Raw genomic sequence first — 24,411 nt, 5'->3', positions numbered from 1 at the left:
TCGAGTCAAGCGTGGCGCTTGACCGTTGAACCTTCAGCGGCGACGGACGTTGTCGGCAGGAACACCCCTACGGACATATTGCCCAAGGACATCCATGGATATCGCACGCACTCCCTCGACCGCCGATGGCAACCCGGAAATGGCGGATGCCGCACATGAACCGCATGCGCCGGTCACGATCCGGCGCGCGGATTACACGCCGCCGGCCTGGCTGGTGCCCGAAATCGCGCTCCATTTCGACCTCGGGGCCGGGGCGACGACCGTGCGGTCCGAGCTCAAGGTGGTGCGCAATCCGGAAGCCGAGCGGACCGGGAACATTCGCCTGAACGGCGACGAGATCGAGCCCAAGTCGGTGCTCTGCAACGGCGCGCCGTGCGAAAGCTGGACCATGGATGGAAACGACCTGCTGGTCTCGATCGATGGCGAGGAGGCCCTGATTTCCATCACCACCGAGCTGGCGCCCGACACAAACAGCAAGTTGATGGGACTCTATGCCTCGAACGGCATGCTCTGCACCCAGTGCGAAGCCGAAGGCTTCCGCCGCATCACCTTCTTCCCCGACCGGCCCGACGTGCTGTCGACCTACACCGTGCGCATGGAAGGCGACGCGACCACCTTTCCGGTGCTGCTGTCGAACGGCAACAAGACCGGCGAGGGCGAACTCGAAGGCGGGCGTCACTGGGCCGAATGGCACGATCCGTGGCCCAAGCCGTCCTATCTCTTCGCGCTGGTCGCGGGCGACCTCATGGCGCTCGAGGACAGCTTCACCACGATGAGCGGGCGCACGATCGATCTCGCGATCTGGGTGCGCGAAGCCGATCTCGGCCGCACGCAACACGCGATGGATTCGCTGAAGAAATCGATGAAATGGGACGAGGAGACATTCGGTCGCGAATACGATCTCGACGTGTTCAACATCGTCGCGGTGGGCGATTTCAACATGGGGGCGATGGAGAACAAGGGCCTCAACATCTTCAACACGAAATACGTGCTGGCCGATCCCGAAACCGCTACCGACGGTGATTACGACGGGGTCGAGGGTGTGATCGCGCACGAATATTTCCACAACTGGTCGGGCAATCGGGTGACCTGCCGCGACTGGTTCCAGCTGAGCCTGAAGGAAGGCTTCACCGTGCTGCGCGACCAGCTTTTCTCGCAGGACATGCAGGGCGAGGCGGTCAAGCGGATCGAGGACGTGCGCGTGTTGCGCGCGGTCCAGTTCCCCGAGGACAGCGGCCCGCTCGCGCATCCGATCCGGCCCGACAGCTACCAGGAGATCTCGAACTTCTACACCTCGACCGTCTACAACAAGGGCGCCGAGGTGCTGCGCATGATGCGGAGCATGGCGGGTGAGGAGCGGTTCCGGAAAGGGACCGACCTCTATTTCGATCGCCACGACGGCGAAGCGGCAACCTGCGAGGATTTCGTCCGCGCGATCGAGGAGGGTGCCGCTCTCGACCTCAAGCAGTTCCGCCGCTGGTACGAGCAGGCCGGCACGCCGCGGGTTTCGGCGGCGCTGAAGGATGGAGAACTACGGTTAACACAGGAGGTCCCGGCGACCCCCGGCCAGCTCGACAAGCAGCCGATGGTGATCCCGCTTCGCGTGGCGCTGTTCGACCGCGATACGGGAAAAAGCAGTGGGGAACGGCTCGTCGTGCTCGACCGGGCTGAAGCGAGCTTCAAGTTTGAAGATGCCCCTGCCGACGCGGTGCTGTCGATCAATCGCGGGTTTACCTCTCCGATTTCGCTCGATGTCGAACGCGCCGCCGGCGACCTGCTGTTCCTCGCCGCCAATGACGACGATCCGTTCGCGCGTTACGAGGCGCTGCAGGAACTCGTGATCGAGCACCTCCTGGCCGAGGCCGGCGCGGAAGGCGCGGTCCGCAACGACGCCGCCGATCTTGCCGCGCTGGGCGAGGCTTTCGGCGCGATCCTCGACGACGATGCCCTCGACGACCAGATGCGCGGCGAAATGCTGTTGCTGCCGCCGGTGGCCTATCTGTGCGAACAGGTGCTCGTCGCCGACCCGGTCGCGCTGCACAAGGCGCGCGAAGGCCTCAAGGCCTGGTTGGGGGACGAGCTGCGCGAGCGTTTCGAAGCGCTCCATGCCCGCGCCAGCGCGGTGCCCTATTCGCTCGAGCGCAAGGCGCGGGGTGCGCGCAAGGTGAAGACGCAGGCGCTCGCCTATCTTGCCGCCGCCGATGCCGCGGCGGCCGCACCGCGCGCCAAGGCGCAGTTCGATGCGGCGGACAACATGACCGACAGGCAGGGCGCGTTGATGGTGCTCGCCGGGCTCGACCGGCCCGAACGCAAGGCCGCATTGGCCGATTTCCATGAGCGTTTCGCGGGTAACGATCTTGCGATCGACAAGTGGTTCGCGCTGCAGGCTGGTTCGCTTCATCCCGACGTGATCGAGCACGTGAAGGACTTGGCCGGGCACGAGGATTTCCGCCTGACCAACCCCAACCGGGTGCGCTCGCTCTACATGGCCTTCGCCGCGAACAAGCACGGCTTCCACGCGGAAAGCGGCGAGGGCTATCGACTGGTCGCGGACCTCATCCTCCAACTCGATCCGATCAATCCGCAGACCGCCGCGCGATTCGTTCCCCCGCTGGGTCGCTGGCGGCGGATGGCCGAGCCGCACGGCACGATGATGCGCGAACAGCTCGAGCGGATCGCCGCGGCCGATGGGCTGTCGCGCGATACCTACGAGCAGGTCAGCCGAAGTCTTGGCTGAAACCATGGAACCGATTCGGACCGAGGCGCTGCGAGACGTGCCGCACGGTTTCTTCGGGCGCGAGTCCGATTCCGTGGGCGAGACGCCGTTTGCGCCCGAAGGTGAGGTGGTCTTGCCCGGCGCCGAACTCGTGCTGCTGCGCCAGACGCATTCGCCGCAGGCGATCATCGCGACCGAACCGTGGAACCATGCCGATCGCCCCGAAGGCGATGCCCTGGCGACCCGCGAACCAGGACTGCTGCTCGGGATCGTTACCGCCGATTGCGCGCCGGTGCTGCTGGCCGATAGCGAGAACGGCGTGGTCGGCGCGGCGCATGCCGGATGGAAGGGCGCGCTCCACGGCGTGACCGATGCGGCGATCGTCGCGATGGAGCGGCTGGGTGCCAACCGTTCGAAAATCAAGGCCGCCATCGGCCCCTGCATCGCGCAGCCGAGCTACGAGGTGGACAACGATTTCGGCAACGCCTTTCTCACCGCCGATCGCCGCAATGCGCGCTTCTTTCGCCAAGGAAAGGCGGGCAAGCCGCATTTCGATCTCGAAGGATATGTCATGGCACGGCTGGTGCAGGCCGGGATCGCCACCGTCGAGGCGACCCGCCGAGATACCTATGCCGAAGAGGAACGATTTCATTCCTATCGCCGCGATACCCATCGCGGGATCGTGTGCGAAGGGCGGCAGGTGTCGCTTATCGGCCTGCCGACCGCATAGAAGGCACGCTGGCGCTCGGGGCGACGGAAGGTGTCGAAAATGCGGTTGAAGGCGGGGGCGTTCGCGTCTATCAGCCGCGCCAAAGTCGAGCCCGCAATGCGTTGGCGATCCAGCCCGCGCAATCGGACGAACCGGTGACTCTCGCGTCGCCGGGGCTTCTCCCACCGGGTGGCGGCTGAATCGCACCCCCGCACTCGCGGGGCGGAAAAAAGAGAGCAAGGCGAAGCAGATGGCAGATCAGGCGATTGCCGATAATGAGGGCGCAGCCGCGGTCGTCACCGAGGGTGACGGCGTGCGTAGGCGCGATTTCATCAACATCGCGGCGGTTTCCGCTGCCGGGATCGGCGGTCTCGCGGTCGTCATTCCGCTGGTCAGCCAGATGTCGGCATCGAAGGACGTGCTCGCCGAGAGCACGACCGAGGTCGATATCTCTTCGCTCCAGCCCGGCCAGGCCATCAAGGCCGTGTTCCGCAAGCAGCCGGTCTTCGTCCGCTCGCTGACCGAGGCGGAAATCGCCGCGGCGGAAAGCGTCTCGCTCAACGCGCTGCGCGATCCCGAGACGCTCGCAGAGCGAACCGTCGAAGGTCACACCAACATCCTCGTGACCATGGGCGTCTGTACCCATCTGGGCTGCGTCCCGCTGGGTGCGGGCGATGGCGAGAACCGCGGCGAATTCGGCGGCTATTTCTGCCCGTGCCACGGTTCGCAGTTCGACACTGCCGGCCGCATCCGCAAGGGTCCGGCTCCCACCAACCTGGAAGTGCCCGAATACGCCTTCCAGTCCGACACCCTGATCCGCATCGGCTGAGGTAGATAGAATGAGCTTTCCCTGGGCCCAGCAGTACGAGCCGAAGAACGGCTTGACCAAGTTCCTCGACGAGAAGCTGCCGCTGCCGCGCCTCGTCTACAACGCCGTCGGCGCGGGTTACCCGGTGCCGCGCAACCTGTCCTATTTCTGGAATTTCGGTGTGCTCGCGGGGTTCTGCCTCGTGCTGCAGATCGTCACCGGCGTCGTGCTAGCGATGCATTATGCGCCGAACACGCTGGTCGCGTTCGATTCGACCGAGCACATCATGCGCAACGTCAACTGGGGCTGGCTGATGCGCTATGCCCACGCGAACGGGGCCTCGGCCTTCTTCGTGGTGGTCTACATCCATATCTTCCGCGGCCTCTATTACAGCTCGTACAAGGCGCCGCGCGAGATGATCTGGCTCTTGGGCGTGGTCATCTTCCTCCTGATGATGGCGACCGCCTTCATGGGCTACGTGCTGCCGTGGGGCCAGATGTCCTACTGGGGCGCCAAGGTCATCACCGGCCTGTTCGGGGCGATCCCGCTGGTCGGCGAAGGCATCCAGAACTGGCTGCTCGGCGGGTTCGCGCCCGACAATGCCGCGCTGAACCGCTTCTTCTCGCTGCACTTCCTGCTGCCGTTCGTGATCGCCGGCGTGGTGATCCTCCACATCTGGGCGCTGCATATCCCGGGTTCCTCGAACCCGACCGGGGTCGAAGTGAAGAAGGAAAGCGACACGCTGCCCTTCCACCCGTATTACACGGCCAAGGACGGTTTCGGTCTCGGCGTCTTCCTGATCATCTATTTCGCCTTCGTGTTCTTCATGCCGAACGCGCTGGGCCACCCGGATAACTACATCCCGGCCAACCCGCTCTCGACTCCGGCGAACATCGTTCCGGAATGGTATTTCTGGCCGTTCTACGCGATCCTGCGCGCCTTCACCGCTGACTTCTTCTTCGTGCCTGCGAAGCTGATGGGCGTGCTTGCCATGTTTGCCTCGATCCTGGTGTGGTTCTTCCTGCCGTGGCTCGACAAGTCGCCGGTGCGCAGCGGCCACTACCGTCCGCTGTTCCGCAAGTTCTTCTGGTTCGGCCTGATCCCGGCGATCGTGGTGCTCGGCTATTGCGGCGGCGCGCACCTTTCGACGACGACGATCCTGCTCAGCCAGATCTTCACCGCGTACTACTTCCTCCACTTCCTCGTGATCCTGCCGATCATTTCGCTGATCGAGCGGCCCGAGCCGATGCCGTATTCGATCACCGAAGCGGTGCTGGGACACGACCCGGACAGCAAGCTCGGCCCCAAGCCGACGACAGCTTCGCCGGCCAAAGCCTGAGATTTAGGGAAAGACTAGCATCATGATCCGCATCTTCGGCATCCTGACCGGCCTTCTCTTCACCGTAGCGGTGCTGTGGTCCTTTATCGTCGACACCGGCGCGGCCATCAGCGAACCCGCACCCGAAACGGCGGAAGAGAAATACCACCTCTACCCGAAGGGCCCCGAGGGCGGCTTCGCCCATGAAGGCCTGTTCGCCAAGTGGGACACCGCGCAATTGCAGCGCGGCTACCAGGTCTACAAGGAAGTGTGCTCGGCCTGTCATTCGCTGCGCTTGGTCGCGTTCCGCAACCTCGGCGAGATCGGTTACGACGAAGGCCAGGTGAAGGCCGAGGCCGCCTCCTGGCAGGTTCCGGGCGTCGACCCGAACACCGGCGAAGCGACGATGGTCGAAGGCTCGCCGACGGACTATTTCCCGAAGCCCTACGCCAACGACATCGCGGCGCGTGCGGCGAACAACAACGCGATCCCGCCGGATCTCTCGCTGATCACCAAGGCACGTCACGACGGCACGAACTACGTCTACGACCTGCTGACCGGCTATCGAGAGCAGCCGGCCGAACTGGTCGAGGAATTCCCTGAAGCGAAGACCGCCGAAGGCCAGTATTACAACCCGTTCTTCCACTCGCTCAACATCTCGATGGCCCCGCCGCTGACGGGCACCGGCCAGGTGACCTACGGCGAGGGCAATCCGGAGCCGACGATCGAGCAGATGGCAGAGGACGTGACCGCGTTCCTCGCCTGGACCGCCGAACCGACCCTGGTGAAACGCCGTCAGACCGGCTGGGCCTTCCTGCTCTTCCTCGTCTTCGCGACGGTCCTGGCCTACTTCTCGAAGAAGCAGGTCTGGGCCCGCGCAAAGGGCGGCGATGTCGGCGAAGCCTCGGTCAAGGAAGACTGATCGCGACGGGGCTCGGCTGATGACGAGCCCCGCGCTCACTCCCGATCAGTTGAAGGCGCTGGTGCGCACCGTGCCGGACTGGCCGGCGCGCGGGGTCCAGTTTCGCGACATCACGACGCTGATCGCCGACGGTGACGGCCTCGCCGCGACGATCGCGCATCTCGCCGATCGCGTCGATGCGGCGGACGCCCAGATGGTCGCGGGCATGGAAGCGCGTGGCTTCATCTTCGGCGCGGCGGTCGCGGCGCGGCTCGGCCTCGGCTTTCTCCCGATCCGAAAGCCCGGGAAGCTGCCGATCGAAACCCTCGGGATCGACTACGCGCTCGAATACGGGGCCGACCGGCTCGAAATCGATCCGGGGGCGGTGACCGACCGGATGCGGATCGCGCTGGTCGACGACCTCATCGCAACCGGCGGCACGGCCTGCGCTTCGGCGGCCTTGCTGCGCAAGGCGGGAGCGATGGTCGAAACCGCGCATTTCGTGATCGACTTGCCCGACCTCGGTGGTGCCGACCGCCTGCGCAGAGACGATATCGCGGTAGACGCGCTGATGGCATTCGACGGTGAGTGATTCCGGCGATTGATTTTTGGGAATTCCGCCGCCACATAGGGCGCGAGCGGGCGGGTATAGCTTAGTGGTAAAGCCCTAGCCTTCCAAGCTAGTTATGCGGGTTCGATTCCCGCTACCCGCTCCATCTCCTTTCCCCGCCCGGCTGATTGACAGTCCGATTGGGCGACTTATCCCCTTCATGTGTTCAAGCTTTGTCTGACCGGGGTTTCCGCATTTGCTGGAATGCTGTTGCTGGCTGGCTGCGTGCCGGCGAAGGAATTGCATCGGTCTGCCGAACTTTCGACCAATCAGCTCTGCCAGCTGCCGCCGAATTTGTGGCGAGAAGTGGGAAGCCCTGCAAATCGCGAAGCTCTTCTGGGCCTACCTCTGCCATCCACCGATGTTTCAGTCCTCGATTCCTTCAAGCCACAAGCCGACGTCCAAGAAGCCTGGTGCGAAAGCGGCGAAGGTGATCGGTTACAACTTTGCCAATACACCTCAGCACAGTCTTGCTACGATGACGGCCTCCTTCGACGTGTCGAATTCAGGAAGCTTAATTCCTCATGGCGGGTCGAGCGTGCCGCAATCGCCATAGTCTGCACTGACTAAATGCGGCCGCTACATTCGGGGGCGGCCTTTCGCTCAACCTATAGCCATATTATCGATGAGCCGTGCCGGCCCGATCCGGGCGGCGACCAGCAATCGCGCGGGCCGCGTTCCGATTCGTGACAGCGGCTCCAGCGTCTCCGCGTCGCGCAGCTCGGCATAGTCGACTTCTGAAAAACCGCTGTCGAGCAGCGCCTCGCGCAACCCGGCCAGCACCTTGGGCGGATCGCCGCCCTGCTTCATAACCGCGATCGCGGCCTGCATCGCGCGCGGCAGCGCCGCCGCCTGTTCGCGCTCTTCGTCCGAGAGGTAGGCATTGCGCGAACTCATCGCGAGCCCGTCTTTCTCGCGCACGGTCGGCACGCCGTGGATGGCGTCGACATGCGGACGCACGAGATCGAGATCGCGCGCCATCCGCCGGATGACGGCGAGCTGCTGCCAGTCCTTCTCGCCGAAGAATGCCATGTCGGGGCGCACCTGGTTGAACAGCTTGCACACCACTGTCGCCACGCCGTCGAAATGGCCGGGGCGATCGCCGCCACACAGCCCTTCGCTGACACCCGCGACCGAGATGTTGGTGGCGTAGCCATTAGGGTACATCGCCTCGGGGGTGGGCGCCCACAGCAGCGCTACGCCTTCCTTTTCCAGCAGCGCAGCGTCCGCCTTCAACCGGCGTGGATAGGCTTCGAGATCCTCGCCCTCGCCGAATTGGCGCGGATTGACGAAAATCGACGCCGCGACATGGTCGGCGCGCCGCTTGGCTTCGCGCACTAGCGCCAGGTGTCCTTCGTGGAGCGCGCCCATCGTCGGCACCAGCGCCAGCGTTCCGCTGTCGCGCAAGGTATCGACCACCATGCGCAGTGGACCGAGGCTGTCGATGGTTTGCACGGGCAAATCCCCTCCGATAATGGCAATGCACCCGGCCTAACCGCCTGCCTCACTGATAGAAAGCCACTATGACCTCCGCCGCCCCGCATCGCATCGTTTTCGCCAATGAAAAGGGCGGCACGGGCAAATCGACCACCGCCGTGCACATCGCGGTCGCGCTCGCCTATCGCGGGGCGAAGGTGGCGGCGATCGACCTCGATCCGCGCCAGCGCACGCTGCACCGCTATTTCGAAAACCGCGCCGAGACGATGGAGCGTCGCGGGGTCGACCTGCCGAGCGCGAGTTTCGCGGTGCATGACGGCGACGATCCGGCCGCCCTCGAGGCGCAGGCCCGAGAACTGGCGATGGGGCACGATTTCCTTATCTTCGATACGCCGGGCCGTGACGATCCGCTGGCGCGCCACGTCGCGACCGAGGCCGACAGCCTGATCACGCCGCTCAATGACAGCTTCGTCGATTTCGACCTCATCGGTCAGGTCGATGCCGAGACCTTCAAGGTCCGCCGCCTGTCCTTCTATGCCGAGCTGATCTGGGAGGCGCGGATGAAGCGCAGCAAGGCGACGATCGAGGAACAGCGCCGCGAGATGGACTGGATCGTGGTACGCAACCGCACCGGCTACACCGAGGCGCGCAACATGCAGCGGATCGAGCGCGCGCTGACCGAACTGTCCAAGCGGGTCGGGTTCCGCGTCGCGCAGGGCCTGTCCGAACGGGTGATCTATCGCGAGCTGTTCCCCTCGGGCCTTACGCTGCTCGACAAGGGGCACCTGGGCGAACTTGGCACCAGCCATCTCGTCGCGCGCCAGGAGTTGCGCGAGCTGCTGCATGCATTGAGGCTTCCTGTCGGCGAAGAAAACGGCGACAAGGCGGCATGATCAAACTGCTCCTCCTTGCCGGGCTCGCCGCCATCATCCTTCGTTGGGCGCTTGGACGATGGCCGTGGGACTATCTCCGCAGTCCGCCGACCCGCTCGCAACGGCTCGACGATGCCCGCCGGGTGCTGGGCCTCGATGCCGCCGCGACCCGCACCGAGATCCGCGAGGCGCACCGCCGGATCGCGGCCGCGATCCATCCCGACCGCGGCGGCGACAATGCCCGCCTCGCCGAACTCAACGCCGCACGCGATACATTGCTCGCGGCCCATCCCGACAGAGAAAGCGATCCCCGATGAGTCACCAGTTCGATTCCACCGTGCTGCGCGAATACGATATTCGCGGAATCATCGGGGAGACGCTGGGGCCCGACGATGCGCGCGCGATCGGGCGGGGCTTCGCCACCCTGCTGCGCCGCGCCGGCGGTTCGAAAGTCGCGGTCGGCTATGACGGGCGCACCAGCTCGCCCATGCTCGAGCACGCGCTGGTCGAAGGGCTCAACGCGAGCGGCTGCGACGTCGTGCGGATCGGCATGGGCGCCACCCCGATGCTCTATTACGCCGAGGCGTCAGCCGAGGACGTGCATGGCGGCATCCAGATAACCGGCAGCCACAACCCCGCCAATTACAACGGCTTCAAGATGGTTTTTCAGGGGCGACCGTTCTTTGGCGCGGATATCGCGACACTGGGCGAGTTGGCTGCCGCTGGCGATTGGGACGACGGGGTCGGTGCGGTCGAGGAGCGCGATGTGCTCGAGGCCTATGTCGAGCGGATGCTGACCGCGCTCGACGGGATTGACGAGGCCGCGCTGGCCGATCTCCGGATCGGTTGGGATGCGGGGAACGGTGCGGCGGGCCCCGCGCTCGAAGCGTTGACCGCGCGCCTGCCGGGCGAGCACCATTTGCTGTTCACCGAAGTCGACGGCAATTTCCCCAACCATCATCCCGATCCCACGGTCGAGGAAAACCTCGCCGACCTGCGCGCGCTGGTCGCGGAAAAGAACCTCGATTTCGGAGTCGCATTCGACGGCGACGGCGATCGCATCGGCGCGATCGACGGCGAGGGCCGCGTGGTGTGGGGCGACCAATTGCTGATGATCTATGCCGAAGACCTGCTGTCGCGCATGCCCGATGCCACGATCATCGCCGATGTGAAGGCCAGCCGCGCGCTGTTCGACCATGTCGAGCGCCACGGCGGCAAGCCTATGATGTGGAAGACCGGCCACTCGCTGATCAAGTCCAAGATGAAGGAAATCGGCAGCCCGCTGGCGGGCGAGATGAGCGGACACGTGTTTTTCGCCGATACCTATTACGGTTTCGACGATGCGCTCTATGCCGGGGTGCGGTTGATCGCGGCGGCAGCGCGACTGGGCAAGTCGGTCACCGAATTGCGAGGCGCGATGCCCGCTATGGTCAACACGCCCGAAATGCGTTTCCAGGTCGACGAGGCGCGCAAGTTCGCGGCGATTGCCGAGGTCGAGGAGCGGCTTGCGAACAGCGATTCGCAGGTCGACGGGACCGACGGGGTGCGGGTCACCACCGAGGACGGGTGGTGGCTGTTGCGCGCCTCGAACACGCAGGACGTGCTCGTGGCGCGCGCCGAAAGCGAAAGCGAGCAAGGGCTCGCGCGGCTGATGGAACAGATCGACGAACAGCTGGCGCTAAGCGGACTCGAACGCGGCGAACAGGCCGGACACTAGCCCCGCTTGACACTTCCCCCGGTGCATGGTCCCATGGAGCCGTGGTCGTATAGTGAGGGGGAATACTATGGAAAAAAAGCCTTTTTCTGTTGGTGATCTGTTTCAGTTCGAGCGCATGGTCGCGCCGACGGTCCTGAAGATCGTCTATTGGATCGGTCTCGCGGGAATCGCCATCTACATGCTCGTCGCGATGGCCGGGGGCCTCGGGATGATGGATTATTCGCCCGGCGGTGGGCTCGGCATGATCCTCGTTGCGATACTTGCCGGCCTGTTCGGGCTGCTGTTCTGGCGCGTGATGATCGAGGTCTACATGGTGCTGTTCGGTATCTTCGAACGACTCGGCCAGGTGCGCGATCACCTCGTCGGGGAGAAGGACGACGATATCGTCCAATAGGTTGCGAAGCGGGGCGGCATGGTGCCGCCCCCCTTTCAAGGAAGAAACTGCATGAAATGGATGACTGCCGGCGTGTCGATCGCCGCCCTTGCCATCGCCACCCCGCTGGCAGCCCAGGACGTCGAGACCGAGGCCGAGCTTGAGGCCGAAGAAACGGAAATGGCAGGTGCGATGCTCGGCGCGATGCTGGGCGAGAACGAGGAATTCCAGCAGTTCGTCGACCTGTTCAAGCCCGAGCCGCTGACCCCCGACCAGGAGGCGCGGCTTCCGCTCGCGACCCAGGTGGTCGGCGCGATGATTCCCCCAGGCACGATGGGCGACGTGTTCTCGTCGATGTTCCGCGACATCGTCGACCCAATCATGGCGCTCGAGGAAGAGGACAAGATCGGCACGGCGTCGTCGATGCTCGGCTGGTATGTCGGCGAGGGCGATATCGATGAGGCGGCGGCGGTGGAGATCGTGGCGATTATCGATCCCTCGCGCGAGGCGCGCGAAACCGCCACCATGAAGGCGATCGAGAAGGGTATCGGCGACATCATGATCGTTCTCGAACCGTCGGTTCGGGAAGCGATGTCGAAGGCCTTTGCGGCGAGCTTCAGCGAGACCGAACTGACCGATATCGGTGCCTTCTTCGCGACACCGTCGGGCGCGGCCTTCGCCTCGAAGAGCTACAAGCTGGCGAGCGACCCCACGATCTTCGTCGGCATGCTCGAGAACCTGCCGCAAATGATGGGGCCGATCATGGCCGCCGTTTCCGAAGGTGAGAAGGCAATCGAAGCTCTTCCCAAGGCCAAGGCCTTCGCCGATCTCAGCGCGACCGAACGCGCGCGGCTGATGGCGCTTTCGGGTCTCAGCGAAGCGGAACTCGAAGAAGCGATGATGATGGCCGACGAGGACGCCGTCGAGGCCGCCGCTGAAGCCGCCGAGGAGGCGATGGAGGAGGCGGACGACGAATGGGATAGCTGAGCGCCGCCGGAACGCGCGTTCCGCCCATGCGCTCTAGCCGGGTGAGCACAAGCAAAAAAATCCCGGCGATCCCGCCCGAAATCGCCGACTGGTTCGCCGTGCGGGAGTGGCGCGTGCGGCGGCACCAGGCCGATATGCTCGCTGCCAGCGATGCAGGGCGCCACGCGCTGCTGGTCGCCGATACCGGCGCGGGCAAGACGCTCGCCGGATTCCTGCCCACGCTGGCCGATTTCGCGCCGTCACGGCTCGCCGGCGCACCGCCGCCCGAAGGCCTGCACACGCTCTACGTTTCGCCGCTGAAGGCGCTGGCGCACGACGTCCAGCGCAACCTGCTGGCGCCGATCGAGGAAATCGGGCTGTCGATCCGGGTCGAGACCCGCAGCGGCGACACGCCGTCGGACCGCAAGAAGCGCCAGCGCACGAAACCGCCGCATGTCCTGCTGACAACGCCCGAGAGCCTGTCGCTGCTGCTGTCCTACCCGGAGAGCTTCGACCTGTTCGCGGGGCTGAAACGCGTGGTGATCGACGAGGTCCATGCTTTCGCCACCGGCAAGCGCGGCGACCTGCTCGCGCTCGCGCTGTCGCGGTTGCAGGCCATCGCCCCCGACATGCAGCGCGCGGCACTCTCGGCGACGGTGGCCGAACCCGAAGGCTTCCGCGAATGGCTGGCGCCGTGGGGTGATATCGACGAGGTAGCGCTGGTCGAGGGCGAGCAGGGCGCCGAGCCCGAGGTCGAGATCCTGCTCCCTGACGAAGAGCGTGTCCCGTGGGGTGGGCATGCCGCGACCTGGGCGATCCCGCAGCTCTACGAGCTGATCAAGGCCAACCGGACCACGCTGGTTTTCACCAACACGCGCTTTCTCGCCGAATACACCTTCCAGAACCTGTGGGACGTCAACGAGGACAAACTGTCGATCGGCATCCACCACGGCTCGCTGTCGAAGGAGGCGCGGCGCAAGGTCGAGGGCGCGATGGCGCGCGGCGAATTGCGCGCCCTGGTAGCCACCGCCAGCCTCGATCTGGGTGTCGACTGGGGCGATATCGATCTCGTGGTGCAGATGGGCGCACCCAAGGGCTCTTCGCGACTGTTGCAGCGGATCGGGCGCGCCAACCACCGGCTCGACCAGCCGAGCCGCGCGATCCTCGTGCCCGGCAACCGATTCGAGTTCCTCGAGGCGACCGCGGCCAAGGAGGCGGTCGACGAAGGCCAGCGCGACGGCGAGGATTTCCGCCCCGGCGGGCTCGACGTGCTCGCCCAGCACGTGATGGCCTGCGTCTGCGCCGCACCGTTTCGCGAAGACGAACTGCTCGCCGAGATCCGTTCGGCGCTGCCCTACGCCTGGGTCGATGCGGAGGTCTGGCGCCGCGTCCTGCATTTCGTCGAGACCGGCGGCTATGCGCTCAAGGCCTACGATCGCTTCCGGCGGATCGTGCGCGAGAGGACCGGCCAGTGGCGGCTCACCCATCCCGACCATGCGGCACGCCACCGGCTCAATGCCGGGATCATCCTCGACGCGGAGATGCTCGACGTTCGCTTCCGGAACGGGCGTTCGCTCGGGCGGGTGGAGGAGCGGTTCGCCGCCTCGCTCTCGCCCGGAGACACCTTCGCCTTTGCCGGAACCAGCCTTGAGGTCGAGCGGATCAAGGACATGGAAATCACGGTCCGCGCGTCGAAGCACTCGGCGATGATCCCGAGCTATGGCGGGGCCCGATTGCCGCTCACCACGCACCTCGCGGGGAGGGTGCGCGCCATGCTGCTCGATTCGGCGGGTTGGGCGCGCTTTCCCGACGATGTGCGCGAATGGCTCGAAGTGCAGGATTGGCGCAGCGAGATGCCGTCGCCGGACCGGCTGCTGGTCGAGAGCTTCCCGCACGGACAGCGCGAATACAGCGTCTATTATACCTTCGCGGGGTGGAACGCGAACCAGTCCCTCGGCATGCTGATCACGCAGCGGATGGAGTCGCGCGGACTCCAGCCGCTGGGCTTCAACGCCAACGACTACTGCCTTGCCGTGTGGGGACTGAAACCGGTCGACGATCCGGCCTCGCTGCTCTCGCCCGACATCCTCGACGATGAATTCGTCGACTGGGTGCAGAATTCGCACCTGCTGCGCCGCGCCTTCCGCGAGGTGGCGGTGATTTCCGGCCTGGTCGAGCGCCAGCACCCCGGCAAGCGCAAGAGCGGCAAGCAGGTCACCTTCTCGACCGACCTGATCTACGACGTGCTGCGCAAATACGAGCCCGACCACGTGCTGATCGAGGCGGCCTGGGCCGACGCGAAGACCCGGATGACCGATATCGGACGACTCGCCGAGGTGCTCGAGACCGCGGCCGAGCGGCTATGCCATGTCGAACTCGACCGGGTCAGCCCGCTGGCGGTACCGGTCATGGTGATGATCGGGCGCGAAAACACGCCGCAGGGTTCGGCCGATGACGAATTGCTGCTCGAGGCGGAAAGCCTTGCCGGCCAGGCCATGACGCCCGAACGCGGCGAAGGCGGCGGACGCAAGCGCGCCCGCCGCCTCGGCGACTGATCATCTGTCGAACCGGGCGTAGAGATGGGTGTCGGCAAAGGCGAAATTGCCCACCTCGACGCGACGCACCAGGTCGAGGACCTTGGCCGAACGGTCGTAGCTGGCATTGGCGCTGGGCGCGAATTGCAGCTCGGGCGCCGGTACCATCAGCTTGGTGTCCTGGAGGAGGCCGACGAACTGCCGGTCGCTCACCGGTTCGCCGCTCCACAGGATGGCGCCGGCCTCGGAGATCACGACCCGGTTCTTCACCGGGTCGGGCACGGTCGTGCCCGGTTCGCCGGGGAGATCGACCTCGATCCCGTTGGTGGCAATCGGGATGGTGATGATGAACATGATGAGGAGCACCAGCATCACGTCGATCAACGGCGTGGTGTTCATCTCGCCCATGGGACGGGAGTTGTCGGACATGTGCACTCTCCCGCGCGCGAGGGGAAAAACACTGCCGACAACCGCGCGCATCTCGCCGGCGGTCGGCCGAGGCTACGCCTGTTTTCAGTGATTTGGCAGGGGCATGAAAAAAGGGGCGGATTTCTCCGCCCCTTGCAATTTGGTCTGGATGTCGGCCCGATCAGTTGGGAGCGTTGACATTCAGCGGGTTGATATCGGTCTTCCCGAAAGTGGCGTAACGCTCGTTTCCGACGAAGCCGAACTTGGTGATGCCCGAACCCTTGATGATGTTGAGCACGTTCGCCGACAGGTCGTAGGACGCGTTGGCTTCGGGCTCGAACTGCAGCTCGGGTTCGACCGGAAGCGCGAGCGACTGTTCGAGCAGGCCGAGCAGCTCGCCGTCGGTCTTCTGTTCGCCGTTCCAGAGGATGCGACCGTCCTGGGTGAGCACGACCTTGTTCTTGACGGGATCGATCTCGTCGAGGTTCTCCGGCGGGTTCGACACCGGAAGGTCGATGTTCACCGCGTGGGTCGCCACGGGGATGGTGATGATGAACATGATGAGCAGAACGAGCATGACGTCGATCAACGGCGTCGTGTTCATTTCCATCATGGGGGAGCCGTCGTCCTTGCCGCCCGACATTGCCATGAGATTTACTCCTTGAATTCAGCGCCTGAAGGCGCGGATCAGATACCCGGTTCGGTCGGGTTCGAGATGAAGGCGACGATCGGGTAGCCCGAGATCTGCACGTTGAAGATCGCACCGGCGACACAGCGCCAAGGGGCTTCCTCGTCGGCACGGATGTGCACCTGCGGGATCTTTTCCGGGTCTTCCATCAGCGCTTCGGGGCCACCGGCGCGCTGCACGATTTGGTCCAGACGGTTGAACGACTGTTCCTGCAGCTCGGTCGAATCGACCGGGGTGATGTTGTTGTAATAGACCCGGCATTCGCCGTTGCGGCTCGCACCCATGTAACCGGGTTCGCCCGCATTGAGTCCGTTCGCGTCCGTCGTCGTGACCGTCAGCAGGAGATTCTCGACCTTGTCGTCCGATTCGACCGATTCGATGATCGGGATACGGAGGTTCTCGATCTGCTGGATCGCGACCGGAACCGCGATCAGGAAGATGATCAGGAGCACCAGCATCACGTCCACCAGGGGCGTGGTATTGATGTCCGACATCGGCGTCTCGCCGCCGCCGCCGCCCGTCGAAACTGCCATGGCTTAAATCCTGTCTACGTAAATAGTCATTGGGGTTCGAAAGGGGCGGCGGGCCTAGGGCCGCGCCGCCCCGTATTCGATTAGCGCTTGGTGGGCGGCGTGGTGGTGCTGGTACCCGGGGCGCCGACCTTGGCCGGGGCGGGCTTCGCAGCCGACGTCGCCTTGGCGGGGGCCGCGGTGGCCACGACCGGCTTCACCTTGCCGTCCGACGAGATGTACGCGAGCACGTCGGTCGAGAAGCCGTGCAGCATCTCGGCGATCCGCTTGTTGCGCGCCTGCAGGTAGTTGTAGGCGAGCACGGCCGGAACCGCGACCAGCAGGCCGAGCGCGGTCATGATCAGCGCTTCGCCGACCGGGCCGGCGACCTTGTCGATCGAAGCCGAACCGGCGATGCCGATGTTGATCAGCGCGCGGTAGATACCGACCACCGTACCGAACAGGCCGATGAACGGCGCGGTCGCACCGACCGTGGCGAGGAACGGCAGGCCCGTAGCGAGCTTGGCGTTGATCGTGTCTTCCGAGCGCGAGAGCGAGCCGTGCAGCCAGTCATGCGCTTCGAGGCTGTCGGTCATCTTCTGGTGCTGTTCCTCGGCGACGACGCCGTCGTCGACGATCTGGCGCCAGGCCGAGTCCTTCTCGAGCTTGGTCGCGCCTTCCTTGAGGCTGCTGGCACGCCAGAACGTGCCGCGCAGCTTCTTGTACTGGCTCATGATCTTACGCTGTTCGAACCACTTGGTGAACAGGATGAAGAACGAGCCGAAGCTCATGATCGCCAGGATGATCACGGTCGCATAGGCGACGGCGCCGCCCTGCTCGAGCGCTTCCCAGAAACCGAAGGCGTTCTTGATTTCTTCGCCTTCGGCAGCGGCGGTTGCCAGGATTTCAAGCAGCATGGGTTAGGTCCTCTTCGAAAAAGTCGTCGTTTGTTTCAAGTGACGGTCGTGGTCGGCCGCCGGTCTCAGTCAAGCCTGTAGGTAAATGCGAAAGTCGTGGTGTCGCTGATCGGGTCGCCGGCGGCATTTTGCGCCGGTTCGAAGCGCGCATAACGCTCCATCCCGCGACAGGCGGCGCTGTCGAGATCGGAATGCCCACTCGACCCGGTCACCGAACAGGCGCTGACGCGGCCGTTGGCACCGATCGTGATCCGCATGGTGACGGTTCCTTCGCGACCTTCGCGCTGGGCGCGGTTCGGATAGTCGCGCTGGATACGTCCCAGCGAGCCCATGTTCACCCGGGCCGGACGCGCCTGCGAAGGGGCGGGCGGCGGCGGCGGCGGCGGCGGCGGCGGCGCGACGACCGGCGCGGGCGGCGGGATCCTCAGCACCGGCGGGGCCGGCGGCGGGATGATCTGCGTCGTCCGCACGGGCGGCGGATTTGGGTTCACATTGACCCGGACCGGCGGTGCAACCGGCGGCGGCGGGGCCACGTCCTTCTGCGGCTCCGGCGGGGGCGGCGGCTCTTCCTCCGGGGGCGGCGGTTCCTCGATATCCACTGCCGTCACCCGCTCGGCGATCTTCTCGACAGCCTCGTATGCGAGACCGCTGATCAGGCCGTAGCCGATGGCGATATGGATGAGAGCAACGATGACAAAAGCGGTAACCTTGTTCCCGCTCATCTGTTGGTCAGCGTAAGCCATTCAGCCGCATCACTCCTGCTATTGGACCGGCGGGGGAGCCGATCCCGACGCATGCGCCTCCCGCAGAGGAGAGGCACAACGCCTTCGTTAGTTATTGACCACTCTTGGTAACTGAACGTCTCGAGACCGGTCATTGGTTCCCGATCTGCTCCCGTCCCCACGAGCGGCACTGCTGTGCCAAGGCCGCTCCCACGGCCCGCATTTGCCGCCTGTAGCTGTTGCATGGTGGCGGCGCAACGCTTTCATGTTAACGCCCGATTCACGCGCCGGACGTTCTAACATTATGCCTTGTCCGGCTTGAACCGAACCTTAATTGCGCAGTCGAAAGGACCGCCAAATCCCTATGAAACAGGCGCTTCTCGCCCCTATCGCCCTCGTTGCTTCGGCCTGCTCGGGCGTTCCGTTCGTTTCCGAGGCCGCGGCCGAGGAGGCCCCGGCGCGCACGGACCTTACCTACGCGGACATCGTCGCCTTGGCCGAATCGGCGCCGATCGTGATCGAGGTCCGTCCCACCGAAGCGATCGAGCTCGAACCCGAACGCACACCCGGCCTCGCGCCCGGCATGGCACGGCTCTATGTCGAGGCGGACACGCTCCAGCTGCTCGGCGCGCGCTCGCCGATCGGGGCGACGGTCAAGTACCTGGTCGACCTGCCGCGCGATGCGAAGGGCAAGCCGCCGCGGATCGAAAAGACCCGCCAGCTCCTGTTCGCGCGCTCGGTGCCGCGCCGACCGGGCGAACTCCAGCTGGTCGCGCCCGATGCCCAGTTCCCGTCGGCTGACCCGATGCTGGTCCCCGCGACGATCAACATCCTGCAGGAACTCGCGGCGGACGATGCGCCCCCGGTCGTCACCGGCGTGCGCGAGACGATCCACGTGCCCGGCAACCTCGCCGGCGAGGGCGAGACGCAGATATTCCTCGAGGCGGGCGGCGAATCGGCCGCGATCACCGTGCGCCGTCGCCCGAACCAGCCGCGCCGATGGGGCGTTTCCTTCACCGAGCTGGTGGCCGACGTGAACAATCCGCCGCGGCGCGAGACGCTGGTGTGGTATCGTCTCGCCTGCGCGCTTCCCGATACCTTGCCGCGTGCGAACGACCTGTCGGCCACCCGCGCTGATTCGCAGAAGGCCGCGGAGGACTACGCGTTCGTGATGGAGCAGCTGGGGTCTTGCAATCGCACGCGCTGATCTGCGTCCGGCCTAGTTTTCGGGAGCATCAGCGGGCGCCTCGTCGGGCTCGATCCGCGTCACCGGATCGGGGCGTCCGCCGCCATTGTCATCGCCGCGCGGGGCAAGTCCGCGCGCCACGCGATCGGCGTCCGAGCCGGGCGGCGCTTCGGGAATCGCCTCGAGGTCGATGATCAGGACCGGCTCAGGAACGCTTCCGAACGGGATCGGGATGCCGTGATTGGGAATGCCGAACACGTCGGGTGCGCGCGGTACGTCGCCATAGGCATCCACGCGCTCGGGATCGATCCGTCGCGGCACGCGGAACTGCTCGTCATCGCGCGGGGCGCAGATGACCACGGTGTTGTTGAGCGGGTCGGCCTCGCATTCGGGCGGCAGCGGCGGGCCGACGACCGGTTCGCTCTCGGCGAGCACTTCGTCGGCGGTGAGCCCGGCTTCGGCACCGTCGTCTTCGTCCGAAGGAACGCCTTGGGCCGACAGTGGAACGGCGAACGCGAGCAAAGCGCCGCCCAGCGACAAGCGAATTCTCGACAAGCTGCGGCCCCCTCTCTAAGCGCGCAGGCGAACGTGCGTTCCGGCGCTGAATAGGGAGTGAACATGTCCGATCTTACGCCGAGCAAAGTGCTCGATCGCGTCCTCGTCCTCGAAATGGTGCGCGTGACCGAAGCCGCCGCCGTCGCCGCTTCCAAACTGGTCGGACGTGGCGATGAGAAGGCCGCCGATGCCGCCGCTGTCGAAGCGATGCGCAAGGCCTTCGACGAGCTCTACATGGACGGCACCGTGGTGATCGGCGAGGGCGAGCGCGACGAGGCTCCGATGCTCTATATCGGCGAGAAGGTCGGCGGGGCGCCGGGCAAGGGACCCAAGATCGATATCGCGCTCGATCCGCTCGAGGGCACGACCATCACCGCCAAGGCCGGGCCCAACGCGCTGGCCGTGCTGGCAGCGGCGGAAGAAGGCTGCCTGCTTAACGCGCCGGACACCTACATGGACAAGCTCGCGGTTGGCCCCGGCTATCCGGAGGGCATCATCGACCTCGCCAAGTCGCCGACCGAAAACGTCAAGGCGGTGGCCCAGGCCAAGGGCGTCGATCCGTCCGACATCGTGGTCTGCGTGCTCGACCGCGATCGTCATGCCGACCTGATCGCCGAACTACGTGGTCTCGGCTGCGGCGTGGTGCTGATCGGCGACGGCGACGTCGCGGGCGTGATCGCGGTGACCGATCCCGACACGACGATCGACATGTATATGGGCCAGGGCGGTGCGCCCGAAGGCGTGCTCGCGGCGGCGGCGCTGCGCTGCGTCGGCGGACAGTTCAATGGCCGCCTCGTCTTCCGCAACGATGACGAGAAGGAACGCGCCCGCAAATGGGGCATCGCGGACGAGGATTTCGACAAGATATACAAGCTCGACGAACTCGCCCGCGGCGATTGCATCTTTGCCGCGACCGGCGTGACCGACGGCTCGCTGCTCGAAGGGGTCAAGCGCCTCCGCGGTGGCAAGATGACCACCGAAAGCGTGGTGATGCGCGCCTCGAGCGGCACTGTGCGCTGGATCAGGGGCGAGCACCACAAGGGGTAAAACCGCCCCGCGGCGCTGTCGTCCGGGCGACCGCTCCGCTAAGTCCGTACCGAATCGCGGCGCAATTACAGGAATACCTCTCATGAAGATCATGTCGGCCAACTCGAACCTGCCGCTGGCGCGGGCGATCGCGGGCTATCTCGAAATGCCTCTGACCGATGCATCGGTGCGCCGCTTCGCCGACGAGGAAATCTTCGTCGAGATCCATGAAAACGTGCGCGGCGAGGATGTCTTCCTGATCCAGTCGACCAGCTTTCCCGCGAACGACAACCTCATGGAACTGCTGATCTGCATCGACGCGCTGCGCCGCGCTTCGGCGCAGCGGATCACCGCCGTGATCCCCTATTTCGGCTACGCCCGGCAGGACCGGAAGCCCGGCCCGCGCACGCCGATCTCGGCCAAGCTGGTGGCGAATTTGATCACCGAGGCGGGCGCCGACCGCGTGCTCTCGGTCGACCTGCATGCCGGGCAGATCCAGGGCTTCTTCGATATCCCGACCGACAATCTCTATGCTGCGCCAGTGATGGCGGCCGATATCCAAGCGCGATACGGCGACCAGGACCTGATGGTGGTCTCGCCCGATGTCGGCGGCGTGGTGCGTGCCCGCGCGCTCGCCAAGCGGCTCGACAACGCCCCGCTGGCGATCGTCGACAAGCGCCGCGATCGCCCCGGAGAATCCGAGGTGATGAACATCATCGGCGACGTGAAGGGCCGCCACTGCATCCTCATCGATGACATCATCGATTCGGGCGGCACGCTGTGCAACGCGGCCGAAGCCCTGCTCGAACAGGGTGCCAAGTCGGTCGCCGCCTATATTACCCACGGCGTGCTTTCGGGCGGCGCGGTGGCGCGGGTCGACAAGAGCTCGCTGACCGAACTGGTCGTTACCGACACCATCCGCGCGACCGATGCAGCCACCGATAGCAAGCGCATCCGCTATCTCACCATCGCTCCGCTGATCGGCGAAGCCGTCCGCCGCATCGCCGACGAAAGCTCGGTCAGCTCGCTGTTCGACTGACATGGCGAGCGTGGACGACCTGAAACTCGCCCACCGCCTTGCCGACGCGGCGGGAGAGGTCATTCGGCCGATGTTCCGCGGTGAATGGGCGAGCGAGCGCAAGCCTGACAAGTCGCCGGTCACCGAAGCCGACAAGGCTGCCGAACAGGCTATCCGCGCGATCCTCGAGGCCGAGTGCCCCGATGACGGGATCCACGGCGAGGAATACGGCCTGACCAATGAGAACGCCGGGCGTCGCTGGGTGCTCGATCCGATCGACGGCACGATCAGCTTCATGGCCGGGCGCCCGATCTTCGGCACGCTGATCGCCCTGCTGCAGGATGGCTGGCCGGTGCTCGGGATCATCGACCAGCCGATCGTCGGCGAACGCTGGGCGGGCCGGATCGGCGAGGGCACGACTTTCAACGGTGCGCCGGTGCGCGCGCGCAGCTGCAAGTCGCTCGACGAGGCCGTTCTGGCGACCAGTAGTCCGCATTATTTCTCCGCCGACGAGGCCGAACCCTACATGCAGCTTGCCTCCAGCGTCGGCGGCAACGAGCGTCAGGGGACGATCGTCTATGGCGGTGATTGCTACAATTACGGCCTGCTCGCGGGCGGCCACCTCGATATCGTCTGCGAGGCGGGACTCGCGATCTACGATTACGCCGCGCTGGTTCCGGTGGTCGAAGGTGCCGGCGGCACGATGAGCGACTGGCAGGGCAACCCGCTCGATCGCGACAGCGACGGCACCGTTCTGGCGCTCGGCGACCCGGCGCGGCTCGAGGACGTTCTCGAGGCCATGGCGAACGTGCAACACTCGCACTGAAACGCGCGCCACCTGCGGTGCCGCGACGTTTATGCGATTGCCGTTCAGGATCAGCCCGCTATCCGAATCCCCGCCCGCCAATCGGGGGGCTTGAAGAGGGTTTCATTCGATGAAGAAATTGCTTGTTGCGGCGGCCTGCGTCGCCCTGCTGCCCGTGCCTGCCTTCGCGCAGGAAACGGGTGAATATTACGATGACGAGCCGGTTCCGTTTGCACGTGACGGTCTGCGGCTCGAAGGCCGCATCCTGTGGGAGCGGATCAACGATCCCGACGAAGCGGCCGGCATCAATTACGAGCTCGGCTCGGGCGTCGCCTTCGGCGGCGAGATCGGCTACGACATCGCGGTCAGCGACACCGTCGCGATCGGTCCCTTCGTGAGCTACGAGGCCTCGAGCGTCGAGGAATGCGACGGCGGGTTGTGCGTGTCGAGCGACGGCTATTTCGTCGCCGGCCTGCATGCCGGCTTCGCCTCGGGCACCAACAGCCAGTTCTACGCCAAGGCGGGTTACTCGCAGCAGACCATCGCGGTCGAAGGCACGTTCAACGATCCGGTGCTCGGCCAAGTCACGCTCGACGAGAGCGAAACCGGCGGTGGCTACCAGTTCGCCTTCGGTTACGAGCAGGGCTTCGGCAGCAACGCCTATGGCCGCGTCGAGCTCGGCATCGGCGAGAACTACGATCTCTACAGCTTCGATTTCCAGCGCGTGAGCGGCGGGGTCGCCTTCGGCGTCCGCTTCTAAGCCGACCGATCGACACTTACCCGAGGGGCGCCGGTTTCGGCGCCCCTTTCTTTTGCGAAACCTTGTTTCGGCCCGGGGCGTTGCAGGCCCATGGCAGACAAACAGACGATACTCGTGACCGGCGCGGGCAACGGCATCGGCCGGGCCGTGCTGACTCACTTCCACGGCCTCGGCTGGCGCGTGATCGGGCTCGATACCGACGAGGAGGCGCTGGCCGAACTGCGCGCCGCCCTCCCGCAGGACAGCGCATTGCTGATCGCGTGCGACGTGGGTGTCGAGGATGCGGTCGCGAAAGCGTTTGCGCAGATCGGCGACTGGCTCGGCGACGACCCGCTCGCCTGCCTCGTCAACAATGCCGCGATCGCCGATCCCTATTGCGGCCCGCTCGAAGACCTTGCGCTGGCCGATTGGCAGGGCTGGATCGATGCCAGCCTTACCGCTGCTTTCCTCGTCAGTCGTTCGGCGGTTCCGCTGCTGCGGCGGGGTGAGGGTGCGAGCATCGCCAACATCTCCTCCACCCGCGCGGTGATGAGCGAACCCGACACCTTCGCCTATGCCGCATCGAAGGGTGGAATCGATGCGCTGACGCATTCCATGGCGGTGTCGCTCGGGCCGGATATTCGGGTGAACGCGATTCGCCCTGGCTGGATCGAGACCGGCCCTTGGCAGAAGGAATCGCAACGCAGCGATCCCGATCATCGCAAGAAGGATCGCGACCAGCATCCCGTGGGGCGCGTCGGCAGGCCTGAAGACATCGCCGAGGCGGTCGCCTATTTCCACGCCGCGGAATTCGTCACCGGGCAGCATCTCAACGTCGATGGTGGCATGACGGCCAAGATGATCTACGAAGACTGAC

26 protein-coding genes and 1 tRNA gene are annotated in these 24,411 nt (G+C 65.3%); 20 read left to right on the top strand and 7 right to left on the bottom strand.

All coding sequences use genetic code 11. The annotated features are described in order from the left end of the window. Positions 1 to 94: 94 nt before the first annotated feature. From pepN to T8S45_RS11110, 8 genes are all read left to right on the top strand, one after another. Positions 95 to 2,737 (top strand): aminopeptidase N, encoded by a 2,643-nt coding sequence (gene pepN / locus T8S45_RS11145; protein WP_322293791.1) that lies wholly within the window; start codon positions 95 to 97, stop codon positions 2,735 to 2,737. A gap of 4 nt (positions 2,738 to 2,741) precedes the next feature. Next, a complete protein-coding gene (gene pgeF / locus T8S45_RS11140) occupies positions 2,742 to 3,446 on the top strand; it encodes a peptidoglycan editing factor PgeF (protein WP_322293790.1) in 705 nt (234 codons plus the stop codon). A gap of 229 nt (positions 3,447 to 3,675) precedes the next feature. Then, positions 3,676 to 4,254: a ubiquinol-cytochrome c reductase iron-sulfur subunit gene (gene petA / locus T8S45_RS11135; protein ID WP_188642796.1), complete on the top strand. Its 579-nt coding sequence runs from the start codon at positions 3,676 to 3,678 to the stop codon at positions 4,252 to 4,254. Positions 4,255 to 4,264: 10 nt separating this feature from the next. Further along, complete coding sequence (locus T8S45_RS11130; protein ID WP_188642795.1) at positions 4,265 to 5,572, top strand: cytochrome b; 1,308 nt, start codon at positions 4,265 to 4,267, stop codon at positions 5,570 to 5,572. Between the two features lie 22 nt (positions 5,573 to 5,594). After that, positions 5,595 to 6,473 (top strand): cytochrome c1, encoded by an 879-nt coding sequence (locus T8S45_RS11125; protein ID WP_188642794.1) that lies wholly within the window; start codon positions 5,595 to 5,597, stop codon positions 6,471 to 6,473. Positions 6,474 to 6,492: 19 nt separating this feature from the next. Then, positions 6,493 to 7,044 carry an adenine phosphoribosyltransferase gene (locus T8S45_RS11120; RefSeq protein ID WP_322293789.1) on the top strand — a complete coding sequence of 184 codons (552 nt, stop codon included), beginning with the start codon at positions 6,493 to 6,495 and terminating at the stop codon, positions 7,042 to 7,044. A 50-nt stretch (positions 7,045 to 7,094) separates the two neighbouring features. Next, positions 7,095 to 7,168 (top strand) — tRNA-Gly (locus T8S45_RS11115). Positions 7,169 to 7,224: 56 nt separating this feature from the next. Next, positions 7,225 to 7,632 carry a hypothetical protein gene (locus tag T8S45_RS11110; RefSeq protein WP_322293788.1) on the top strand — a complete coding sequence of 136 codons (408 nt, stop codon included), beginning with the start codon at positions 7,225 to 7,227 and terminating at the stop codon, positions 7,630 to 7,632. Positions 7,633 to 7,665: 33 nt separating this feature from the next. Here T8S45_RS11110 and panC read toward each other — a convergent pair whose 3' ends face one another. Further along, positions 7,666 to 8,517: a pantoate--beta-alanine ligase gene (gene panC / locus T8S45_RS11105; RefSeq protein ID WP_322293787.1), complete on the bottom strand. Its 852-nt coding sequence runs from the start codon at positions 8,515 to 8,517 to the stop codon at positions 7,666 to 7,668. 68 nt (positions 8,518 to 8,585) lie between these two features. Here panC and T8S45_RS11100 point away from each other — a divergent pair, with 68 nt between their 5' ends. The 6 genes from T8S45_RS11100 to T8S45_RS11075 all read left to right on the top strand — a co-directional run bounded on the left by T8S45_RS11100 (position 8,586) and on the right by T8S45_RS11075 (position 14,982). Continuing rightward, the gene (locus tag T8S45_RS11100; RefSeq protein WP_188642790.1) at positions 8,586 to 9,392 is read left to right on the top strand and encodes a division plane positioning ATPase MipZ; all 807 of its coding nucleotides are present in this window, start codon (positions 8,586 to 8,588) and stop codon (positions 9,390 to 9,392) included. Further along, positions 9,389 to 9,688, top strand: a complete 300-nt coding sequence (locus T8S45_RS11095; protein WP_188642789.1) for a J domain-containing protein — start codon at positions 9,389 to 9,391, stop codon at positions 9,686 to 9,688. Before T8S45_RS11100 ends, T8S45_RS11095 begins: the two co-directional genes overlap by 4 nt. Then, the gene (pgmG, locus tag T8S45_RS11090) at positions 9,685 to 11,088 is read left to right on the top strand and encodes a phosphoglucomutase/phosphomannomutase PgmG (protein ID WP_322293786.1); all 1,404 of its coding nucleotides are present in this window, start codon (positions 9,685 to 9,687) and stop codon (positions 11,086 to 11,088) included. Before T8S45_RS11095 ends, pgmG begins: the two co-directional genes overlap by 4 nt. 67 nt (positions 11,089 to 11,155) lie before the next feature. Next, positions 11,156 to 11,482, top strand: a complete 327-nt coding sequence (locus T8S45_RS11085) for a DUF4282 domain-containing protein (protein WP_188642787.1) — start codon at positions 11,156 to 11,158, stop codon at positions 11,480 to 11,482. A gap of 51 nt (positions 11,483 to 11,533) precedes the next feature. Next, entirely contained in the window at positions 11,534 to 12,448 is a 915-nt protein-coding gene (locus T8S45_RS11080) for a DUF2059 domain-containing protein (RefSeq protein ID WP_322293785.1), read from the top strand. Between the two features lie 41 nt (positions 12,449 to 12,489). After that, a complete protein-coding gene (locus T8S45_RS11075; RefSeq protein WP_322293784.1) occupies positions 12,490 to 14,982 on the top strand; it encodes a ligase-associated DNA damage response DEXH box helicase in 2,493 nt (830 codons plus the stop codon). Here T8S45_RS11075 and T8S45_RS11070 read toward each other — a convergent pair whose 3' ends face one another. The 5 genes from T8S45_RS11070 to T8S45_RS11050 form a co-directional block, all read right to left on the bottom strand. After that, the gene (locus T8S45_RS11070; RefSeq protein WP_322293783.1) at positions 14,983 to 15,390 is read right to left on the bottom strand and encodes an ExbD/TolR family protein; all 408 of its coding nucleotides are present in this window, start codon (positions 15,388 to 15,390) and stop codon (positions 14,983 to 14,985) included. A 160-nt stretch (positions 15,391 to 15,550) separates the two neighbouring features. After that, positions 15,551 to 16,018, bottom strand: a complete 468-nt coding sequence (locus T8S45_RS11065; RefSeq protein ID WP_322293782.1) for an ExbD/TolR family protein — start codon at positions 16,016 to 16,018, stop codon at positions 15,551 to 15,553. Between the two features lie 38 nt (positions 16,019 to 16,056). Beyond that, entirely contained in the window at positions 16,057 to 16,590 is a 534-nt protein-coding gene (locus tag T8S45_RS11060; RefSeq protein WP_322293781.1) for an ExbD/TolR family protein, read from the bottom strand. Positions 16,591 to 16,670: 80 nt separating this feature from the next. Continuing rightward, entirely contained in the window at positions 16,671 to 17,483 is an 813-nt protein-coding gene (locus tag T8S45_RS11055; protein ID WP_322293780.1) for a MotA/TolQ/ExbB proton channel family protein, read from the bottom strand. Between the two features lie 65 nt (positions 17,484 to 17,548). Next, the gene (locus tag T8S45_RS11050) at positions 17,549 to 18,226 is read right to left on the bottom strand and encodes an energy transducer TonB (RefSeq protein WP_322293779.1); all 678 of its coding nucleotides are present in this window, start codon (positions 18,224 to 18,226) and stop codon (positions 17,549 to 17,551) included. A gap of 343 nt (positions 18,227 to 18,569) precedes the next feature. Here T8S45_RS11050 and T8S45_RS11045 point away from each other — a divergent pair, with 343 nt between their 5' ends. Next, entirely contained in the window at positions 18,570 to 19,412 is an 843-nt protein-coding gene (locus T8S45_RS11045; protein ID WP_322293778.1) for a hypothetical protein, read from the top strand. Positions 19,413 to 19,424: 12 nt separating this feature from the next. On the opposite strand, the gene T8S45_RS11040 is transcribed toward T8S45_RS11045, so the two are convergent. Beyond that, entirely contained in the window at positions 19,425 to 19,946 is a 522-nt protein-coding gene (locus T8S45_RS11040; RefSeq protein ID WP_322293777.1) for a hypothetical protein, read from the bottom strand. A gap of 63 nt (positions 19,947 to 20,009) precedes the next feature. On the opposite strand from T8S45_RS11040, the gene glpX reads away from it, so the two are divergent. The 5 genes from glpX to T8S45_RS11015 all read left to right on the top strand — a co-directional run bounded on the left by glpX (position 20,010) and on the right by T8S45_RS11015 (position 24,410). Further along, a complete protein-coding gene (glpX, locus tag T8S45_RS11035) occupies positions 20,010 to 20,993 on the top strand; it encodes a class II fructose-bisphosphatase (protein ID WP_322293776.1) in 984 nt (327 codons plus the stop codon). An 82-nt stretch (positions 20,994 to 21,075) separates the two neighbouring features. Beyond that, positions 21,076 to 22,011: a ribose-phosphate pyrophosphokinase gene (locus T8S45_RS11030; protein WP_322293775.1), complete on the top strand. Its 936-nt coding sequence runs from the start codon at positions 21,076 to 21,078 to the stop codon at positions 22,009 to 22,011. 1 nt (position 22,012) lies between these two features. Then, entirely contained in the window at positions 22,013 to 22,816 is an 804-nt protein-coding gene (locus T8S45_RS11025) for an inositol monophosphatase family protein (protein WP_188642775.1), read from the top strand. Positions 22,817 to 22,925: 109 nt separating this feature from the next. Continuing rightward, positions 22,926 to 23,555, top strand: coding sequence for an outer membrane protein (locus T8S45_RS11020; protein ID WP_322293774.1), 630 nt, complete (start codon positions 22,926 to 22,928; stop codon positions 23,553 to 23,555). A gap of 90 nt (positions 23,556 to 23,645) precedes the next feature. Then, a complete protein-coding gene (locus T8S45_RS11015; RefSeq protein ID WP_322293773.1) occupies positions 23,646 to 24,410 on the top strand; it encodes an SDR family NAD(P)-dependent oxidoreductase in 765 nt (254 codons plus the stop codon). Position 24,411: the final 1 nt, after the last annotated feature.

Origin of the sequence: Pseudoblastomonas marina (assembly GCF_034374265.1) — a bacterium.
Lineage (GTDB): Bacteria > Pseudomonadota > Alphaproteobacteria > Sphingomonadales > Sphingomonadaceae > Alteriqipengyuania_A > Alteriqipengyuania_A marina.
Note: the sequence above shows the minus strand (reverse complement) of the source record. Positions and strands in the feature narration are given on the sequence as shown.

Bases quoted from the DNA above. Each gene is read 5' to 3' on its own strand.
- T8S45_RS11050 (WP_322293779.1), bottom strand. From the start codon at position 18,226: ATGGCTTACGCTGACCAACAGATGAGCGGGAACAAGGTTACCGCTTTT.
- T8S45_RS11080 (WP_322293785.1), top strand. From the start codon at position 11,534: ATGAAATGGATGACTGCCGGCGTGTCGATCGCCGCCCTTGCCATCGCC.
- T8S45_RS11020 (WP_322293774.1), top strand. From the start codon at position 22,926: ATGAAGAAATTGCTTGTTGCGGCGGCCTGCGTCGCCCTGCTGCCCGTG.
- T8S45_RS11125 (WP_188642794.1), top strand. From the start codon at position 5,595: ATGATCCGCATCTTCGGCATCCTGACCGGCCTTCTCTTCACCGTAGCG.
- petA (WP_188642796.1), top strand. From the start codon at position 3,676: ATGGCAGATCAGGCGATTGCCGATAATGAGGGCGCAGCCGCGGTCGTC.
- glpX (WP_322293776.1), top strand. From the start codon at position 20,010: ATGTCCGATCTTACGCCGAGCAAAGTGCTCGATCGCGTCCTCGTCCTC.
- T8S45_RS11060 (WP_322293781.1), bottom strand. From the start codon at position 16,590: ATGGCAGTTTCGACGGGCGGCGGCGGCGGCGAGACGCCGATGTCGGAC.
- T8S45_RS11025 (WP_188642775.1), top strand. From the start codon at position 22,013: ATGGCGAGCGTGGACGACCTGAAACTCGCCCACCGCCTTGCCGACGCG.
- T8S45_RS11015 (WP_322293773.1), top strand. From the start codon at position 23,646: ATGGCAGACAAACAGACGATACTCGTGACCGGCGCGGGCAACGGCATC.
- T8S45_RS11100 (WP_188642790.1), top strand. From the start codon at position 8,586: ATGACCTCCGCCGCCCCGCATCGCATCGTTTTCGCCAATGAAAAGGGC.
- pgmG (WP_322293786.1), top strand. From the start codon at position 9,685: ATGAGTCACCAGTTCGATTCCACCGTGCTGCGCGAATACGATATTCGC.
- T8S45_RS11085 (WP_188642787.1), top strand. From the start codon at position 11,156: ATGGAAAAAAAGCCTTTTTCTGTTGGTGATCTGTTTCAGTTCGAGCGC.
- T8S45_RS11045 (WP_322293778.1), top strand. From the start codon at position 18,570: ATGAAACAGGCGCTTCTCGCCCCTATCGCCCTCGTTGCTTCGGCCTGC.
- pepN (WP_322293791.1), top strand. From the start codon at position 95: ATGGATATCGCACGCACTCCCTCGACCGCCGATGGCAACCCGGAAATG.
- pgeF (WP_322293790.1), top strand. From the start codon at position 2,742: ATGGAACCGATTCGGACCGAGGCGCTGCGAGACGTGCCGCACGGTTTC.
- T8S45_RS11030 (WP_322293775.1), top strand. From the start codon at position 21,076: ATGAAGATCATGTCGGCCAACTCGAACCTGCCGCTGGCGCGGGCGATC.
- T8S45_RS11130 (WP_188642795.1), top strand. From the start codon at position 4,265: ATGAGCTTTCCCTGGGCCCAGCAGTACGAGCCGAAGAACGGCTTGACC.
- T8S45_RS11120 (WP_322293789.1), top strand. From the start codon at position 6,493: ATGACGAGCCCCGCGCTCACTCCCGATCAGTTGAAGGCGCTGGTGCGC.
- T8S45_RS11070 (WP_322293783.1), bottom strand. From the start codon at position 15,390: ATGTCCGACAACTCCCGTCCCATGGGCGAGATGAACACCACGCCGTTG.
- T8S45_RS11055 (WP_322293780.1), bottom strand. From the start codon at position 17,483: ATGCTGCTTGAAATCCTGGCAACCGCCGCTGCCGAAGGCGAAGAAATC.
- T8S45_RS11095 (WP_188642789.1), top strand. From the start codon at position 9,389: ATGATCAAACTGCTCCTCCTTGCCGGGCTCGCCGCCATCATCCTTCGT.
- T8S45_RS11065 (WP_322293782.1), bottom strand. From the start codon at position 16,018: ATGGCAATGTCGGGCGGCAAGGACGACGGCTCCCCCATGATGGAAATG.